The organism is Chryseobacterium carnipullorum, from assembly GCF_003815695.1.
GTDB classification, from domain to species: domain Bacteria; phylum Bacteroidota; class Bacteroidia; order Flavobacteriales; family Weeksellaceae; genus Chryseobacterium; species Chryseobacterium carnipullorum.
Genome location: NZ_CP033920.1, coordinates 5,337,000 through 5,354,693 on the forward strand (window position 1 = coordinate 5,337,000; position 17,694 = coordinate 5,354,693).

Annotated in this window: 18 protein-coding genes; 10 read left to right on the forward strand and 8 right to left on the reverse strand. The window is 36.4% G+C overall.

Going from position 1 to position 17,694, the window contains the following annotated elements:
• The first annotated feature begins 179 nt into the window (after positions 1-179).
• Positions 180-1,040 carry an AraC family transcriptional regulator gene (locus EG346_RS24100; RefSeq protein WP_123882452.1) on the forward strand — a complete coding sequence of 287 codons (861 nt, stop codon included), beginning with the start codon at positions 180-182 and terminating at the stop codon, positions 1,038-1,040.
• A gap of 597 nt (positions 1,041-1,637) precedes the next feature.
• Here EG346_RS24100 and lipA read toward each other — a convergent pair.
• The gene (gene lipA / locus EG346_RS24105; protein ID WP_073335397.1) at positions 1,638-2,504 is read right to left on the reverse strand and encodes a lipoyl synthase; all 867 of its coding nucleotides are present in this window, start codon (positions 2,502-2,504) and stop codon (positions 1,638-1,640) included.
• A gap of 115 nt (positions 2,505-2,619) precedes the next feature.
• Between lipA and EG346_RS24110 the strand changes: the two genes are divergently transcribed.
• Positions 2,620-3,252, forward strand: coding sequence for a hypothetical protein (locus EG346_RS24110; protein WP_123882455.1), 633 nt, complete (start codon positions 2,620-2,622; stop codon positions 3,250-3,252).
• 89 nt (positions 3,253-3,341) lie between these two features.
• Here the strand turns inward: EG346_RS24110 and EG346_RS24115 are convergent, their stop codons facing one another.
• Positions 3,342-3,902, reverse strand: a complete 561-nt coding sequence (locus EG346_RS24115; protein ID WP_073335399.1) for an RNA polymerase sigma factor — start codon at positions 3,900-3,902, stop codon at positions 3,342-3,344.
• A 145-nt stretch (positions 3,903-4,047) separates the two neighbouring features.
• On the opposite strand from EG346_RS24115, the gene tyrS reads away from it, so the two are divergent.
• On the forward strand, positions 4,048-5,343 hold the full coding sequence (tyrS, locus tag EG346_RS24120; protein ID WP_123882458.1) for a tyrosine--tRNA ligase: 1,296 nt from the start codon (positions 4,048-4,050) through the stop codon (positions 5,341-5,343).
• Positions 5,344-5,424: 81 nt separating this feature from the next.
• Here the strand turns inward: tyrS and EG346_RS24125 are convergent, their stop codons facing one another.
• A complete protein-coding gene (locus EG346_RS24125) occupies positions 5,425-5,841 on the reverse strand; it encodes a hypothetical protein (protein ID WP_123882461.1) in 417 nt (138 codons plus the stop codon).
• 197 nt (positions 5,842-6,038) lie between these two features.
• On the opposite strand from EG346_RS24125, the gene EG346_RS24130 reads away from it, so the two are divergent.
• Both EG346_RS24130 and EG346_RS24135 read left to right on the forward strand, forming a co-directional pair.
• The gene (locus EG346_RS24130) at positions 6,039-8,009 is read left to right on the forward strand and encodes a tetratricopeptide repeat-containing sensor histidine kinase (protein ID WP_123882464.1); all 1,971 of its coding nucleotides are present in this window, start codon (positions 6,039-6,041) and stop codon (positions 8,007-8,009) included.
• A complete protein-coding gene (locus EG346_RS24135; protein ID WP_123882467.1) occupies positions 7,999-8,643 on the forward strand; it encodes a response regulator in 645 nt (214 codons plus the stop codon). Before EG346_RS24130 ends, EG346_RS24135 begins: the two co-directional genes overlap by 11 nt.
• Positions 8,644-8,690: 47 nt before the next feature.
• Here the strand turns inward: EG346_RS24135 and EG346_RS24140 are convergent, their stop codons facing one another.
• A complete protein-coding gene (locus EG346_RS24140) occupies positions 8,691-9,113 on the reverse strand; it encodes a hypothetical protein (protein WP_073335404.1) in 423 nt (140 codons plus the stop codon).
• Between the two features lie 225 nt (positions 9,114-9,338).
• Between EG346_RS24140 and EG346_RS24145 the strand changes: the two genes are divergently transcribed.
• The 3 genes from EG346_RS24145 to EG346_RS24155 all read left to right on the forward strand — a co-directional run bounded on the left by EG346_RS24145 (position 9,339) and on the right by EG346_RS24155 (position 11,952).
• A complete protein-coding gene (locus EG346_RS24145) occupies positions 9,339-9,977 on the forward strand; it encodes an alpha/beta hydrolase (RefSeq protein ID WP_073335405.1) in 639 nt (212 codons plus the stop codon).
• A gap of 122 nt (positions 9,978-10,099) precedes the next feature.
• On the forward strand, positions 10,100-11,422 hold the full coding sequence (locus tag EG346_RS24150) for a PDZ domain-containing protein (RefSeq protein WP_123882470.1): 1,323 nt from the start codon (positions 10,100-10,102) through the stop codon (positions 11,420-11,422).
• Positions 11,423-11,424: 2 nt separating this feature from the next.
• Positions 11,425-11,952 carry a hypothetical protein gene (locus tag EG346_RS24155; RefSeq protein ID WP_123882473.1) on the forward strand — a complete coding sequence of 176 codons (528 nt, stop codon included), beginning with the start codon at positions 11,425-11,427 and terminating at the stop codon, positions 11,950-11,952.
• Here EG346_RS24155 and EG346_RS24160 read toward each other — a convergent pair.
• Together EG346_RS24160 and EG346_RS24165 are read right to left on the reverse strand one after the other, a co-directional pair.
• The gene (locus EG346_RS24160) at positions 11,945-12,982 is read right to left on the reverse strand and encodes a L,D-transpeptidase (RefSeq protein ID WP_123882476.1); all 1,038 of its coding nucleotides are present in this window, start codon (positions 12,980-12,982) and stop codon (positions 11,945-11,947) included. The genes EG346_RS24155 and EG346_RS24160 overlap by 8 nt on opposite strands.
• A gap of 113 nt (positions 12,983-13,095) precedes the next feature.
• Positions 13,096-13,854: a response regulator transcription factor gene (locus EG346_RS24165; RefSeq protein WP_073335408.1), complete on the reverse strand. Its 759-nt coding sequence runs from the start codon at positions 13,852-13,854 to the stop codon at positions 13,096-13,098.
• A gap of 158 nt (positions 13,855-14,012) precedes the next feature.
• Between EG346_RS24165 and EG346_RS24170 the strand changes: the two genes are divergently transcribed.
• Complete coding sequence (locus EG346_RS24170) at positions 14,013-14,399, forward strand: hypothetical protein (protein WP_073335409.1); 387 nt, start codon at positions 14,013-14,015, stop codon at positions 14,397-14,399.
• A gap of 236 nt (positions 14,400-14,635) precedes the next feature.
• Here the strand turns inward: EG346_RS24170 and EG346_RS24175 are convergent, their stop codons facing one another.
• Together EG346_RS24175 and EG346_RS24180 are read right to left on the reverse strand one after the other, a co-directional pair.
• A complete protein-coding gene (locus EG346_RS24175; RefSeq protein ID WP_123882479.1) occupies positions 14,636-15,487 on the reverse strand; it encodes an XAC2610-related protein in 852 nt (283 codons plus the stop codon).
• Positions 15,488-15,491: 4 nt separating this feature from the next.
• A complete protein-coding gene (locus EG346_RS24180; RefSeq protein ID WP_073335412.1) occupies positions 15,492-15,929 on the reverse strand; it encodes a hypothetical protein in 438 nt (145 codons plus the stop codon).
• A gap of 322 nt (positions 15,930-16,251) precedes the next feature.
• On the opposite strand from EG346_RS24180, the gene EG346_RS24185 reads away from it, so the two are divergent.
• Positions 16,252-16,932: an aspartate/glutamate racemase family protein gene (locus tag EG346_RS24185; RefSeq protein ID WP_123882482.1), complete on the forward strand. Its 681-nt coding sequence runs from the start codon at positions 16,252-16,254 to the stop codon at positions 16,930-16,932.
• The last annotated feature ends 762 nt before the right edge of the window (positions 16,933-17,694 follow it).

Sequence of the window (17,694 nt, forward strand, 5' to 3'; positions counted from 1 at the left end):
TTTTCGAATTTAATTTTAAACGATTTTTTCCAACATTAAAAAAGGTTGTCCATTATTAATTTGAAAGTGCAAAAATCGCTAGAAATATTGGTTTTTACTTCTCTTGAAATGATAAAAATTTGCTCCATATTAACCTTTTTGTGTAATTTTAAAATCAGAAACAATCAAATGAGAACAAGATGAAAATCCAGAAAGAGGTTATAGAATTTGAAAACGGCAAATCTTTTAAACTTTTTTCACCGTCTTTAAAGAACTGCTTTTTCTGGCATCATCATCCTGAAATAGAATTGGTGTATGTAGAAGCCATTAATGGAATTCGTCACGTCGGAAGGGATATTTCAGGTTTTACAGAGAGTGATTTGGTCCTGATTGGTTCCAATGTTCCTCATCTGAATTTTGATTACGGCATTCAGACAGAATGCAGACAGATGGTTCTGCAGATGAGAGAAAATTTTCTCCAGGATATTATTTTGCCCGTTCCGGAATTTGAAAATATTAAAAGACTTCTGGAAAGATCTTACCTGGGGCTTTCATTCTCAGGAGAAACCAAAAAAGAAGTCGTTGAAAAGCTTCATGAAATCAAGGAAAAATGTTCGTTCGATTCTCTGATCGGACTGATTGAAATTCTACAAATTCTCGCTTCCTCCGATGAGGTCAAAGAACTGAACAAAGAAGATACAAGGATTAAGTGGTTTCTGAACGATAAAATCAGAATGGGAACCATCTATGATTATATTCATGAAAATTATGATAAAAAGCCCAACGTCAACGAAATTGCAAAAATTGTAAGTTTAAGCACACCTGCTTTTTGTCGTTATTTTAAAAAACAGACGAATATGACGTTCACCGATTTTGTGAATAATTACAGAATCAATCAGGCTAAAATATTTCTGCTGAAAGATTACTCTGTAACGGAAGTTTGTTTTCAGGTGGGTTTCGAGAGCTTGTCCTATTTTAATAAATTATTCAAGCAGCATACGGGTGAAACGCCTTCGGAATTTAGGAAAAAGTATTTGAGGAATATTGAGGTGAGGAAGTAGTTTTTTTGGGTTCATGATGGATGAGTGCTGGACCACCCCGTCAAAAATTCAAAGAATTTTCGCCACCCCTCCAAGGGAGGGGAATTCAACTCCGACATATTTTTGTCATTACGAAAATCTTCGATTGTCAAAAAACTTAAGTGCACTTCCTATTTGCAAAGTATTTAACTTAAAAATATCGTAAGTGTTTAAAAACTTTCGCGACTTTTGTAGTTGACAAAATCATTGAGGACTGAAACTACCAAATCCCTTTTCATTTAGTAATCCTTCAAATTTTTAAATAAAAAAGCCGCTTCAGAATGGATAAGTGCTGGACCACCCCGTCAAAAATTCTTTGAATTTTTGCCACCCCTCCAAGGGAGGGGAATTCAGCTCCGACATATTTTTGTCATCACGAAAATCTTCGATTGTCAAAAAACTTAAGTGAACTTCCTATTTGCAAAGTATTTAACTTAAAAATAACTAAAGTGTTATAAAACTTTTGCGACTTTTAACGTTGAAAAAATCAGTGGTGAATGAGGCTTCTGAAGCTCCTATCTATTAATGCCTTAAATTCTTAAACAAAAAAGCCGCTTCGTTTCTGAAGCGGCTGTATTTTTAGTGAATATGTTTTTCAGCGTGGTAAGAACTTCTGACTAGTGGAGAGCTCTCCACATGTCTGAAACCTAAGCTTCTTGCAAAGTCACCCAACTCATCAAACTCCTCCGGTGTAATGAATCTTTTCACCGGCAAATGTTTTTTAGTTGGCTGAAGATACTGCCCAAGGGTGATCACATCAACATTAGCATTTCTGATATCTTCAATTGTTTGGAAAACCTCATCTTTAGTTTCACCCAAACCAAGCATCATTCCGGTTTTTGTTCTTCTCTGGCCTGCTTCTTTTAAGTATCTCAATACTTCCAAGCTACGCTCATATTTAGCCTGGATTCTTACTTCTCGTGTCAAACGTTTTACGGTTTCCATATTGTGAGAGATCACTTCAGGAGCGACTTCCACAAGTCTGTCAATATGTTTGGTAAGTCCCTGGAAATCCGGAATAAGAGTCTCCATTGTTGTTCCCGGAGAAATTCTTCTTACAGCATTCACCGTTTCACCCCAAAGGATAGAACCCATATCTTTCAGGTCATCACGGTCTACAGAAGTAAGTACAGCATGCTTGATCTTCATCAATTTGATAGAACGGGCCACTTTTTCAGGCTCATCCCAATTGACATCAAGCGGTTTTCCTGTTTTTACCCCGCAAAATCCGCAACTTCTGGTACAGATATTTCCTAAGATCATGAACGTCGCCGTTCCTTCTCCCCAGCATTCTCCCATATTCGGACAGCTTCCACTCTGGCATATGGTATTTAATTTATATTTGTCCACCAAAGTCCTAAGCTCCCTGTAGTTCTTTCCGGTAGGAAGTTTTACACGGATCCACTTTGGTTTTTGAACGGTAGTATCTTGAACTAAATTTTCCATTTCTAAAATTGAAGTTCAAAGTTAAGGAATTTTTAATGGAAACCATCTACCGGAGAAATTGATGAAACAGATAATTCAAAATATAATTGTACTTTTAAAATACCAAATTTAAATTATGAAGAAGATTCTTTTTACTCTATCCGTTATGATCAGTACATTTTGTTTTGCTCAAAAAGAACTTCAGCCTGCAGGTTCGGAGATCATTGAAACTGTCGAGGGCGATCTGGATGGTGATAAAATTCCTGAAAAGGTGGTTATTTATACTACAGCAGATGAGGGTGAACTGGGCAAGATCCGCGAAATTCAGATTCTGAAGAAAAGTGGCGGTACCTGGATGATTCTGAGCAAATCAAGAAATGCTATTTTAGAAAGTGCCGGCGGAGGTATGATGGGCGACCCTTATCAGAGTACAACGATTTCAAAAGGAATTTTAAGCATCACTCAGGCAGGCGGAAGCAGCTGGAAATGGGGTTACACAGATAAATACAGGTTTCAGAACGGACATTTTGAACTGATAGGCTATTCTTCAGAATCAGGAAGACCGGGAGATTACTGGGCAGAAGTAGATTTCAACCTTTCTACAGGTCAGCTTAACTATAAAAAGGAGGTAGAAAACACCAAAGAATATGGGAAGTCGAAGCAGGAAACTTATATTAAAAAGGGATTAAAGATCGATCTGCAAAACAGACATCAAAAGGATCAAAGAAAAATTGTTCTTCCAAAGACAAAGGAAGAAGTTTATTTCTAACATTTTGAAAGTTCAAATTTTTATTAAGTCATTACAATAATTAAAACAACTCACTTTGAATTGATAGAAAAAATTAACGATCTGATATTCTAGTGATCATCAAATTCATTGTTTTTCAGTAATTCTGCCAGGACTTTTTTGGCACGCATGACCCTTACTTTTGTATTGGCCACGGAAATCCCGAGCTCTTCTGCAATTTCTTTGATGCTTTTCTCTTCAAAGAATCTTAATTTGATAATATCCTGGTAATTGGCATCCAGCGATTCTATGGTTTTGATGATCTTTTTCTGCTCTTCATTCGAAATCATCAATTCTTCAGGAGATTTTGCGAATTGATTTTTAACTTCATCCAGATTTTCGGTTGGGTCCTGGTTTTCACGACTTCTTTTTCTCCAGAAATCTATGACTGTATTTTGGGCAATGGTTAATATCCAGGTTTTAAACTGAAAATGGGGATCGTACATATCCAGTTTGGACAGCACTTTTGAAAAAACATTTACCGTGATCTCATCTGCATCATTTTCATCTTTTACTTTCTTCATCACAAAAGAGAAAACATCCACCCAAAAAACATTGATGAGTTTGGTCTGGGCTTTCTGGTCCTTTTCTTTTGCCTTTTGAATAAGCAGAAATAGCTGTTCGTCGTTCATTACTAACAAATATAATTTTTTTAAGTGAAAGGGCAAAGGGGCAAATCCGCCTTTTTATCCTTTGTTTTTTTTGCCTTGTTTCATCGATTACCGATACTCCTGAATTTACTATCTTTGCACCATAAAATTTTAAAGAAAAGTATAGATGAATTCCTTTATAGAAGAACTAAAATGGCGTGGTCTTTTTGCCGATATGATGCCAGGAACCGATGAACAGCTGAATAAAGAGGTAACTACTGCATATATTGGTTTCGACCCGACTGCTGATTCTTTGCATATCGGAAGTCTTATCCAGATCAAAATTTTAGCCCATTTCCAACAGCACGGACATAAGCCGATTGCTTTGGTGGGAGGTGCTACAGGGATGATCGGAGATCCTTCAGGAAAATCTGCAGAAAGAAACCTGTTGGATGAAGCGACTCTTCTTCACTATGTAGACTGTTTAAAAAACCAGCTGTCAAAATTTTTGGATTTTGAGGGTGATGGTCCTAATAAAGCAGAATTGATGAACAATTACGACTGGATGAAGAATATTTCTTTCCTTGATTTTGCTAAAAATGTAGGGAAAAACATCACGGTTAATTATATGATGGCGAAAGACTCTGTTAAGAAGAGATTTTCGGGAGATGGCGGAGCAGACGGAATGAGTTTTACGGAATTCACGTACCAGCTTATTCAGGGATATGATTTCCTTCATTTGTATCAAAATAATAATGTAAAGCTTCAGATGGGAGGTTCTGACCAGTGGGGAAATATCACTACCGGTACTGAACTGATCCGCAGAAAGGCTCAGGGAGAAGCGTTTGCATTAACGGTTCCTCTGATCACTAAAGCTGACGGTTCTAAATTCGGAAAGTCTGAAAGCGGAGAGAATTACTGGCTGGACAAAAAGAAGACATCGCCGTACAAATTCTACCAGTTCTGGCTGAATGCTACGGATGAAGATGCGGAAAGATTCATTAAATTCTACACTTTCATAGCAAAAGAAGAAATTGAAGCCTTAGTTGAAGAGCACAAAACCGCTCCTCACGAAAGAAAACTTCAGAAGAGACTGGCTGAGGAGGTAACGGTTTGGGTACATGGCAGAGAAGAATATGAAAAAGCTCTGAAGGCTTCGGAAATTCTTTTCGGACGTTCTACTGCTGAAGATCTGGTCAGTCTGGATGAAGAAACTTTCCTTGAAGTTTTTGACGGTGTTCCACAAAAAGAAGTGGCGAAAACTGATGTTTTGGGCATTAACATTGTTGATCTTCTTTCTGAAAAATCAGGATTTTTAAAATCTAAAAGTGAAGCTCAGAGAGAGATCAAAGGAAATGCTATTTCTGTAAATAAAGAGAAAGTAAATGACACGTATACTGCCAATGAAAGTGACCTTATTGATGGTAAATTTCTACTGCTTCAAAAAGGTAAGAAAAGCTATTTCATTGTAAAGGTTATTTAATTTCAATACCTTATAAAAATAAAAGAACCGGCGCTGAGATTGATCTCAGCGCCGGTTTTTATTCATGAAAGTTATTTAGTTTTAAAATACATAACTGGCAGAAGCCGATAAATACTGTCCGCTGGAAGATCCTTCTTTTTTCAATTCGCCATCTACCCATATCTGAACCTTCAATGTAGAAGAGGCATTTGCCCCGATTGCATTGACCGCAACATTCGCATTATATGCTCCTGGTTCTGACGTTACCTCCGGGCTGGTCCATGTTGTTCCGCTAAGGCTTGAAGCCGTGGTTGGATTACCATCAATTCCATATACCGCTACATCGATATTACTTCCTGAGGACGCTATAGCTTTGAAAACAACTTTATGACTTTTCTTTGCCGGGCTGTTGTCATCGTCATCATCACTACTACAAGAGGTCACCAATCCAAAAAACAGGGTTGTCAGCAATACTGCCAATGTTCCTCTAAGCAGCTGGTTCAATTTCATTCTTTTCATAATCTTTTTGTTTAAAATGTAAGTTATTTATTTAATATTCTATGATCAACGATTTGGTACCTGCAAAGCTATCAGAGTGATCCAACTTTATCAATCCTGAAAAATGTGTATTTTTTTCTACCTAAAATCAGGTATTTTATTTACTGAAATTTTTAATTAAATTGAGCATCCAAATCCATTTACAGAACTGATACCCAATGAAGAGATTACTGATTCTACTAAGCATATTATTATCTTTTGCTTTACAGTCCCAGCAAGTTTTCTCTCTTAATGAGAAATTATATTTAGACAGCTTACAGAATGTTACAAAAAGTACAGCTGCCCATGCTTCAAAAGCAACAGCATCTTTTCTTTTATCTAATTATTACAGAAACAGTGATTCTCTTTTAAGCAAAAAATACCTGGAACATGGAAAAACGTTCATTACCCATGATGCTTTTCTTACCGGAAAATATGATTACTACGAAGGTCAATACCATCTGGACCGAAATAAAGAAAAAGCCGCTCATGCTTATCAACAGGCCATTAAGGTATTATCTAAATTAAAAACAAGGGAATCTGACTTCTATCAATCTTTGGCCTGGTATGGCTATGGAGTTACCCAAAAAGATAAGGAGGGCTACCCTTTTTTGGTGAAAACCGTGGTAGAAAAGTGTATTCCATTGATAAAAAAATATGGAAACAGCAAAAACTTAGGATTTGCCTATACTCAACTGGCGATCATCCTTACTTATAATGCACAGTTTGAAAAGGCTGGAAACTACAACAAACAGGCTATAAAAATTCTTGAAAAAGATTATCCTGATTCTGCTGAATTATTTTATACCTACCTCAACTCTGCCAGCAATTTCTGTTATCAGGCGAAAGGAAATGAAGCCAAAAAGTTTCTGGATAAAGCTGAAAAATTGATTATTCCTTATCCTGAGTCTTCAGCCAACTCGTTTTTTTATTATGGTAAAACCCTTTACTTAATTACGAAACAGCAAAATTCAGAGGCATTACCCATTATTGAAAAAGGGCTCTATTATACCAAAAAATTCAATCAGAATCTCCAGGCACAAATGTTCTATTTCAACAAATATGATATTTTAAAGAAATTGAAAAGATACAGTGAAGCCAAAAATGTACTGGAAAATATTTTAGCAGAGAAATCTCTTGCCATCGATCTTAACAACAGAAAAACCATCTATAAGCAACTTTCTGCATTGAATGAAGAAATGGGAAATGTCCGGGAAGCTTTGGTATGGGAACAAAAGTATTCGAAACTCAATGATAGCCTGAGCAGTGCGAATGTAAGGCTTGAGATCAATAAAATTGAGGCAAAATTCAATGCCGCTGAAAAAGAAAAGAAAATAGCCATCTTAGATGCTGAACGGAACCAGAAAAATCTGGAAGTAAATAAGAAAAATTCGTATCTGTGGGGACTTAGTCTTATATTATTATTAGTTTTAAGCCTTTTGATTTTCCTTTTTATCTTATTTAGAAAAAATAAAAAAATATCCGAACAAAGAATCAACGACATTAAACAAAAGGAGGAACTCTCCCTAACAAGAGCTATTCTTGATGGTGAAGAAAGAGAAAGGGAACGTATTGCCAGAGACCTGCACGATGGTTTAGGCGGAATGCTTGCCGGAGTTAAAATTAATTTCTCTACATGGTATTCCCATCATTTACCGGCTGAAAAAGATAAAGAGTTTTATAAGATCCTGGGACAGCTAGACCATTCTGTAAGTGAACTTCGTCATATCGCAAGAAACTTAATGCCCGAATCACTTTTGAATTTTGGTTTGGAAACGGCTTTATATGATCTTTGTGAATTTTATGTGAGAAAAGATCTGGACATTGACTTTCAGGCTATTGATATTGAAAAAAAAATACCTTTACCTATTCAGCTTAATATCTATAGAATCGTTCAGGAATTACTGGCGAATGCCCTGAAACATGCCGAAGCTACCAGTATTTTGCTCCAATGCTCACAATCTGATGACCGTTTTATGATTACCATTGAAGACAACGGAAAGGGATTTGATACAGGGATTGAACATACTAAAAGTATGGGACTGCGTAATTTAAAAAACAGGGTCAATTACCTGAAAGGAAAAATGGAGGTCAGCTCTGACCCGCAGGGTACAACTATTAATATTGAACTTAAGATTGATGGAGAATAAAAAAATAAATATTGCCATTGTAGACGATCACCCTATTGTCATAGAAGGGCTAAAAATGATGTTAAGCACTCAGCTCGGTTTCAGCGTTTCCGCAAGTTTCACCACAGGTTCAGAGATCATTGGATTTATGAGGAACCATACAGTGGATATTATTCTTCTGGATATTACCCTTCCTGATGCCAATGGTACAGAACTTTGCAGAGAAATTAAAAAGATATCACCCGCAACTTCGGTGATCATGTTCAGTAACCGTTCTGAAAGAAGTATTATCATGCAGTCTATACAAAACGGTGCGAGCGGTTATATTCTTAAGAACACATCGATAGATGAACTGGTGGTATGCATTCAGGGAGCCTATTCCGGAGATATTGTCTTCTGCAATGAGACCAGACAAATGATCAGCAAGCCTACTCAAAATGATCTGCCGATACCCAGGCTGACAAAGAGAGAAAAGCAGATCCTGCAAATGGTAGCAGAAGGAAAAACCAGCATGATCATTGCAGATGAACTTTTTTTAAGTCCACTTACTGTAGATACCCACCGTAAAAATCTGCTGCAGAAATTTCAGGCGAAAAATTCTACTGAGCTTATTCACCGGGCCATCCAGCAGAATATGATTGAAAACGGTATATAAAAAAAACCGCTCTGAAAGCGGTTTTATATATATTAAGTAAATGATACTTATAATTCTAAGAAGCTGTAATCAATAGAAGCTACTAAAGGACCTGCTCCAACCATTTTTTTGGTTCTTACGATTTCCCCGTCTATATAAAGATTAACCACCAGTTCTGAATCTGCACTAGGAAGATCTGCCTTAGCATCAAGGTTTAACTGTGCCTGGCTGGAATTTACGAAAAATTCACCGCTTGCCCAGGTAGTTCCTACAGGATCGAAAATATCAGTTTTAACGGTTCCTACTTGTGTTACAATAGCTCTGATAACACCTCCGGTAGTTGTTTTTACTTCAAACTGAACAACATGATCTGCAAACTCTTCTTCATCATTATCCTTTTTACAAGAATTCAACACGGTCATTACAGAAAATAATAGAACGAATAAAAAAGAAAGTCTAAGTAAACTTTTTGATTTGTAAAATTGCTTCATTTCTCCAAATAGATTTTTAATGTTTCAAATATAAGTTTTTTATTAATATAAAAATAACTTTTATGAAAAATTTCCAACAATGTTTTGTAAATAATATCAAATCAGCAAAAAGCACAATTGCAGGATCAGCCCCTTTTTAAGCTAACAAACCACTAATGATGAAATATTAAAATACAGCATCATGTTTTGAATTTTACAATGTGATTTATTAATTATATTTGCTGTATGAATTTAGATTATATAGTAAGAGAACCGGAACATATCACTCCTAATACTACTGTACTTTTTATGCTTCATGGGTACGGCAGTAACGAACAGGATCTTTTCAGCTTCAGGGAGACTCTTCCCGCTGACTGGCTTATTGTAAGTTTCAGAGCACCAAGAGATACTCAGTTTGAAGGGTATTCCTGGTTTGACATAGATTTTAATAATCCTGAAAACTTCATAGATGTTGCTCAGGCTAAGGAATCGTTGGATGGCGTGTTGGAAAATATATTGAAAGTTGTGAATCATTATGGGCTGACAGAAGGTAAAGTGCATTTATGTGGTTTCAGTCAGGGTGGAATATTGTGTTATGCTTTGGCATTAAAACATCCTGATATGTTTAGTTATGTGGCTTGTCTGAGCAGTTATCCGGAAGAAAAATTGCTGGACGGTATTGTAAAGGACAAAAAGAAACTGGAACGTCTTCGCTTTTTTGTATCCCACGGAACAGATGATGCGGTGATCCCTATGGAATGGGGAAGAAAAGCGGCAGATCTTCTGTATGACCTGAGCTGCTATTTTACATTCAGAGAATATATGAGCGGACACGGCGTAAATCAGAAAAACTATATGGACCTGATGGATTTCTTTTCGAAATAAGACCAGCATCTATTTTAAATAAAATTCAAACTTACTGCTGTTTCATTGCAGTTGATATAAACATTCCTGTTTTTGGAATGTTTTTTTATTTACAGTAAGAATTATTTCACTAAATTCAGTAAATGAAACTTAAGCTTTTTTTACTGACCATATTCTTTAGCATTTTTATTGATGCTCAGAACAATTTTGAGCTGGTTAATGTAAAAAAAGCGGTTATTCCTTTTAAGCTTATTAATAATCTCATTTTCATACCAATTAATGTCAACGGTGCAGACCTTACTTTTATGTTGGATACGGGGGTGGCAGAAACCATTCTTTTCAGTCTTGACAATAAAGAAATCAAGTTTGAAAATGTTGAGAAAATAAAATTTTCGGGATTAGGAGGAAACGTAAGCATAGACGGTTTTAAATCTGACCGTAACCTTGCGAAAATAGGTAACAAGATTATTAATTCTTCCATGCTTTTGTTCATTATCACCGATGAAGAATTTAATATTTCCTCTCATATAGGAATTCCAGTGAATGGAGTGATCGGGTACCATTTTTTCAAAAACCATCCTATTTCAATAGATTATACGGCAAAAAAAATAACCGTTTATGAAAATGGTGATATACTTAAAAAGAAGATCAGAAAGTATACGGAATTCCCCCTAAGCATAGAGAAAGATAAACCCTATCTTTATGCAGATATTGAGATGACCAATGACAAAAAAAGTTCAAAACTGTTGATTGATCTTGGAAACAGTGATGCCATCTGGCTCTTCCCTGCCCTCATCAAAGATTTTGTGTACAACAGACCTAATATTGAAGATTATCTGGGGCGGGGATTCAATGGAGACATTTATGGTAAAAGAAGCAGAATCCATAATTTTTATCTGCAGGACTTTAAATTTGAAAAACCGCTCACAGCAATGCCTGATGAATATTCTATCCAACACGTGAATCTGGTCGCGGACAGAAAGGGATCTTTAGGTGGAGAAATCATGCGCAGATTTTCAGTAATTTTTGATTATACGGGCGGAAAATTGTATCTTAAAAAAAACAAGAATTTTGACGATCCTTTTCATTTTAATATGAGTGGATTAGATTTTAAACAGGATGGACTGGAATGGCAGGAAGACCGTGTAAAAATTGAACCGAAAAAATTATCGGAAGCTGGTACAGAAATTTCGGTAACCAATAAATTCCAGTATAAATTCACCTTAAAACCTATTTTTTCTGTTGCCGGCGTCAGAAAGGACTCCCCAGCCTTTAAAGCAGGAGTGAAGAAAGATGACCGTGTATTAATTATTAACGGAAGCAAGACTGCAGATATGACGATGGAAAAAATCATGGACCTGATGAAATCTGAAGAAGGAAAAAACATCACCATGGTGATTCAGAGAAAGAATAAAGAAATGACCTTTAATTTTGTATTGGAAGATCCTATACCCTATCAAGAATAAATATGGAAACTAAAGAAAGCACAATAGATAAAATTAGAACCCGCCCGAGATTCAAAATGTTTACCCATCTTACCAAAGATGAATATGCAGAGCAATTAAAAAAATACCTTGCGGAACATAAGGATGAGTTTTCGGGAAACATCAACAAGGAAGTAGCTACCATCTGGGTAGAAACAAAATATGATAATTACTGGAAACCCCGTCTTTCTTTAAGAATAGAGGTTGAGGAGGATGATATTGCCATACGGGGAATATTTGGTCCCAGCTCTGCAGTATGGACGTTCTTTATGTTCCTGTATTTTTCATTTTCTATTCTCTGGATGACATTTTTCACGATGTTCTACGTGGAAAAACAGATAAAAAGCGCTGAGTTCCCGTGGGCCCTGAGCGCTTCATTTGTTATGTTGTTTTTCATTCTTCTTACTTATGTAGCTGCCCGGTTCGGACAATATAAGGGCAAAGAAGAAATGCTTAAGCTAAGAAGATTTGCTGAAGAATCTACTTCACAGTTTGAGAAGAAAATCAGTTAGCAGGAATTTCTGCAGGTTTTTCACTCTGGGCCGGCATTGCCATAGCTTTGGCGGCTTTGATAGAATCTGATACTTTTTCTCTGTTGTCCTGTTCTTTGATCATTTTGTCAACACTAGGTTCCAGGAGTTTGGTCATTTCTTCCACTGAAATATTATTTGCATTGGGATCATCCAAAAGCTTTTTCCATGGTTTTCGTCCCCCCCATTTATAATCTCCGAAGACCATTACCGCTGTTCCTTTAGCTTTGGTGGTTGCCCCTCCCGGATTTAGAATCCATGTGTCTGCGTAGGAGTATAACCATTGGGCATCTTTCATCAGCAGACGTAAACATGAGTGTGATGCAGGATAACCCGGCAGATCATACTGGTGCCATCCGATACCACCGATATTGTGAATATTGAAATTATAGGGAAGTTTCCACTCGCTGCTAACCGTTGAGATTGACAGTTTCTTTTTCCAGTTGGCAAAAGTAAGACCTCTCGTGGTCTGGGCCGCTTTTTTCCCCATACTTGTAGGCCCCCATTTGACAAGGCTTCCGTTAGAATACACTCCATAAGCCTGAATTGGGTAGGAGAAGATCACAAACTTTTTTACTCCGCTCAGAATATCCAACTGCATCGGGAAAGGTGAGTAAGACATCAGCGTCGTATCTATTTTAGCAGGAACCACTAAGGTATCAGCGTTAAATCTATTTTTAGAATCAAGTCTGTTCAGGGCCAGAATAGCATAACGCTCTTTCTCACTGTATTTTTTGCTGAATTCTGCATAAACAGAGTCTCTGAGCTTCTTGTCCTTGGGAAGTACAAATGCGTTATAAAAACCGTTTTCCTGCATTGCCGGAGGTACAGATTCTTTTTGAATGACTGAATCTTTCTTAATAGAGTCTTTTTCAACAAATGGTGTTTCGGACGAAGACATGGTATCTTTAAAAGTATCGCTTACTTTTTCAATTTCTTTTTTACATGAGACCATGAACGTGGCACAGATACATGCGTATAAAAATGATTTCTTCACAGATATGTTTTTCATAAATAAAACAGGTCATTTAGTTTGATTACCCATTGCAAATATCAGACCTAATTTTGAATCATAAAAGACATTATAAAAAATACCGTAAAAAAACGGTACCGAAGAGTATTGTGTTACAGCAACTTATTAGTTTTAGCATAAGAAAGCGCCTCAGCAATGTTATTAACTCCAATTTTATCAAAGAGTTTTTTTCTGTGAAATTTTACAGTATCAGCAGAGATAAACAGTTTTTCTGCAATTTCATTAATCGTCAGCCCGCTCGCATATAATCTCAGAATTTCATATTCTCTCTGAGAAAGCTTTATTTTTTCATCTTTCCCCCATCTTTTCGCTACAGGATCATATTTCCAAAGTTCATCCGAACCTTCCCGGCTGACGACAACATTACCGGACGAGGTACTGTTTGAAAGAGAAACAATACATAAAGCTTTCCAGATCTGCCCTTCCTCAGTAAGAAACATCGGGGTGAGTTTATGATTCACCAGAACCATATTCTTTTTGTTGTTGATGAGATAAAAATCGTAAGAAATAGAATACAGTTTTCTCTCCTCCACCGGAATATTTTCATAAAACTCAAATCCAGCCTCATTGATCCTGATCAGCAATTCCACATCTTCAGTTTTTACATTCTGAAAATAAAAAGCATAGCCCAATTCTTTGACCTCTTCCGAAGATTTACCACACAAGAACAGCGGATTTTCAGATACATATTCAAAAGCTCTGGTCTGATAATCGATGACATACAGGCTCTGATAAGTGAGTCTGGAAAATGCCTTTACGGCCTGCAAATAATCTCCGACCTGGCTTTGATCAATTGCTGCATCGCTTTGTACATTATTTTTATTATTAAAAAATTTATTGATTTCTTCCATACCTTTGTTAATCAACCGGTCAATCACTACCCAAAAGTGTAGTTTTTATCCTATTTAAGCAAATCTACACAAAAGTGTAGCGGTTATCAAAATGACGTAATATAATTTTACCAAAAATAAAGTCGGTTCTGTACCAAAACAAATCAATAGTCCGAAAAATGAAAAATATCTATTTTTGCTCACTATTTATCTTCTTAGCAGTTTTTGTTATTATTCTATCTTCTTTTCAGATTACCCGTGGCAGACATCTTTACCGCAATGGATGGAAAATTCCTGCCTACAAAAATCTAAACATTAAAAATTCATCAAAGGAGAATCTCGAAGTGGTTTTATACAATTCTTCGCAGAAAGACCCACTTCAATATGTCATCAATAACCGTGAAATAAAGGAGCTGCCAAAAAACGATTCGGTCAAAGTTAAGGTAGATTTCAAACATCAAGTTTTTATCGTAAATAACTCCGCCCATGAGGGTCAGTTCAGACTGAAAATATTCAATAACAGCGGCCGGATTAAAGCAGCCCTTAGAGATCAGCTTTCTCAATAACGAAATTAGTTTCTGTAGTAAAAAAAACCGCAAACTGTGTGAAATATCATATCAGCTGATCTTTGTCTATTACTGTCTTTTTGGGCAGTAATTTTTTTTTTTGGATATTGATTGGGAATGTTGTTTTTTTGGAGTATGCTTCCGACTTGGAAGCGTTTCACGGTTTGAGATTTTTCAGATGTTGACTGCAGAGGGAGTTAAGGTTCTTATCCTTTTCTCCAAAGATCACTACTCATTTACTCAATCTCCTCGGACAAATCCCTTTTACCAATCCATTGTAACATTCCATTTTTGTCAAAACGGTATGAGTCCTGATGCCATGAAGCACCACCACGGCAACCGGTCTGTAATAATTTCTTTTCTTTATTTGCATCAACATCGCAAAGACACGAACAGTCTGAACGTGAGTAATCCGGTTCCTTTAATTTCTCGAACCGTTTCTTTTTCGGATTGTACAGATAAATCGTAAACCTGTGGTATACACCCATTCCTGCATCGGGAATCGTGAAGGCGAGATCATCATAGCCATCGAAGTTATAATCCTCAATGATGCTTTGTTGGGCTGCCTCAGGATTGTCCGGAAAAGGAAGCTCGGCAGTCATTTTTTTTCCATCCGGATATTCGATCAGCAAATTACTATTATAAAAATGATTAAATGAGATTAATGCACCATGCAAAAGGTATTGATCATTACCATCCTCTTTTTCATTATGAATTTCTGCAAGATCAAGTAAGAAATGTCTTCGATCTTGTTCCCTGATGTAAGATGCATCAGCAATCAGATGATTCATTTGCAGCAATTGATATGTTCCGTGTACTTTTCCATTCACCATCTCTTCCCATACAAAATAATGACGGTCCGGCTGGTTATTCCTTGCCTGAAGGGTATCTAATACATAACTTTTAACCCGCAGTGGAATAATGCCTTTCTTTCCTTCATACTGCACAAAAGCTCCTTTACCAGCATTTCCGTAATATAGCTTTAACCTGAATTCTTTATCTGCGTCGACAGATTTTAAGGTGAGTGGCTGAGCTTTAAGGACAAAGGTATACAGCATAATTGCGAGGAACAAAAACAATTTTTTCATTTTTTTATCGGTTGTATGGTGTTGTTAATGATGACTTAAACAAAAAATTAAATCGGGAGTAATAAAATCCCCACAGAAGAAACCACGGAAGATTGGAGATCAAAAAATAGATCACTCCTTCCCCATCGATTTTTCCCTCAGAAATGGCTATAAAAAAATATCCCGCCGTAAGTATGGGAAGTAAAAACCAGCACAGCCCTCTTTTTATCTTTCCATGAAAAACTTTTAAAAGAGAAAAAAGACTGCTGAAGGAAACAATACCCAAAGACAAAATCCACATGATCAGAAGGCTATACGCAAGGCCGCTCATATCACAGGTTCTGGTTTGTTTATTCGGAACTTCCGTAATCATCATGTAAACCATCAGAATCACTGTAGAAATAATGGTAGCAATAAACCAGGTTTTAAGGATGGAAAGCAGAATAAATTTTCTTCTTGACATTGTTGGTGTTTATAGTTTTCAATAATATTATAACAATAAATCGTTTGGTTCGATGCTTCTTCTGAACAAAAATAACTATAAATAGGGTACTATCATATCTCTTTTCCTGGCAAACACTCGTTTGAAAAAGAACGAACTTTTATTTGCCGATAACTCAAACTCAATCAACATAGATACCTGAGCAGTGTACGGATATGGATTAACAGATCTAAAAGTTTCAACCGGCTCATCCATCATTGAAATCATCAATACACCAACAAATGTACGGGATACAATGGAAACTTTTGTCTAGATTTGTCATAAACGGTAAATTGGAAAATTCATGAAAAAAATAGGATTGGTAGGCGGAATAAGCTGGGTATCTACATTAGATTACTATAAGTTCATCAATGAAGGAGTCAATACAAGACTGGGAGGACTGAATGCCGCCGAATGCATGATCTACTCTCTGAATTTTGGAGATATCCAGGCTAAAAGCTGGGTCCATTCCTTCGATTTATTACTGAATGCCTGCAAGCACCTTAAAAACAGCGGAGCCGATAGCATTGTTCTGTGTGCGAATACCGCTCATCTCTTTGCTGATGAGCTTCAGAATACCCTAAAACTGCCGATTATCCATCTAGGAACAGAAACCGCAAGGGCTATACAAAAAGCAGGTTTTAAAAAGGCTGGATTAATCGGAACAAAGTTTACCATGGAAATGGAATTTTACAAAAATAAACTTGAAGAATATGGACTTGAAGTTCTCGTTCCGGAAAATCAGGAAACAAGAGATTATATTCAGCAGACTGTAAAAGATGAACTGGGAGTGGGCCTCATTAATCCGGAAACAAAAGCCAGTTACATTTCGATTGTAGAAGACCTTGTCAACAGCGGAGCAGAATGTATTATTTTGGGTTGTACGGAGATTCCTTTACTAATCAGTCAGGATGATATTTCTGTTCCTGTTTTTGATACGACAAAGATACACTGTGAAGCTATTGTGGAGTATATTGTTTCGTAGAAATTGTTCTGGTCGGAATAAATAAAAAATGGGGCTAAGAAACTTTCCTCTTAGTATCCTGATTGTATTTATTGTCAGAATTTGGCTTTGCGCTAAAAACAGATGATTCTTTCTCTAACTTTTTACACCAAGCTTATTACAATATAAATAATGGCTTAATTTGTTTTTCAATGCAATTACACAAATAAAAAAACCCTTCAAACAATTGAAGGGGTTGAAAAGATCTTGCGATCCGGACGGGACTTGTTCTTATTTGAAAAACTCCCTATCCATAAGCTTTATGTCGTTCTCTTATTTTTAGGTCACCGAATAGGTCACTTTAATAAACAAAAATAGAGTGCGTCGTTTTTACTGGTGCAAAGATATGTTTTTTTTTATTTTTCACAAATAAATGTAGATCTTTTTTCTATCTCTTCCATAATCCACAGATTTTCAAATAACAAATATACCCTGCCCTAATCATTTTTCGCTTTTGATATAAATCCCCAAACCAAAAATCATTAATGAACTATCATCCTTTTTATCTTTGGTAAGTTTAGATGGTAAAATTGTATAATTTACAAAAAATAATTACCTACTACTATTAAGACGGTCAACCTTAGCACTTGGCAACCAACTGTTTCGTCTGGCTATTAAAATTTGTACACTAGGACTGTTCAATATCCACATTAATTTACTATGCGATAAAGGTTATTGTTTTTCAAGAAAAATATCCTAACAGCACATATCCTGAGATTAAATTCCGTTTCAAATTATCTAATC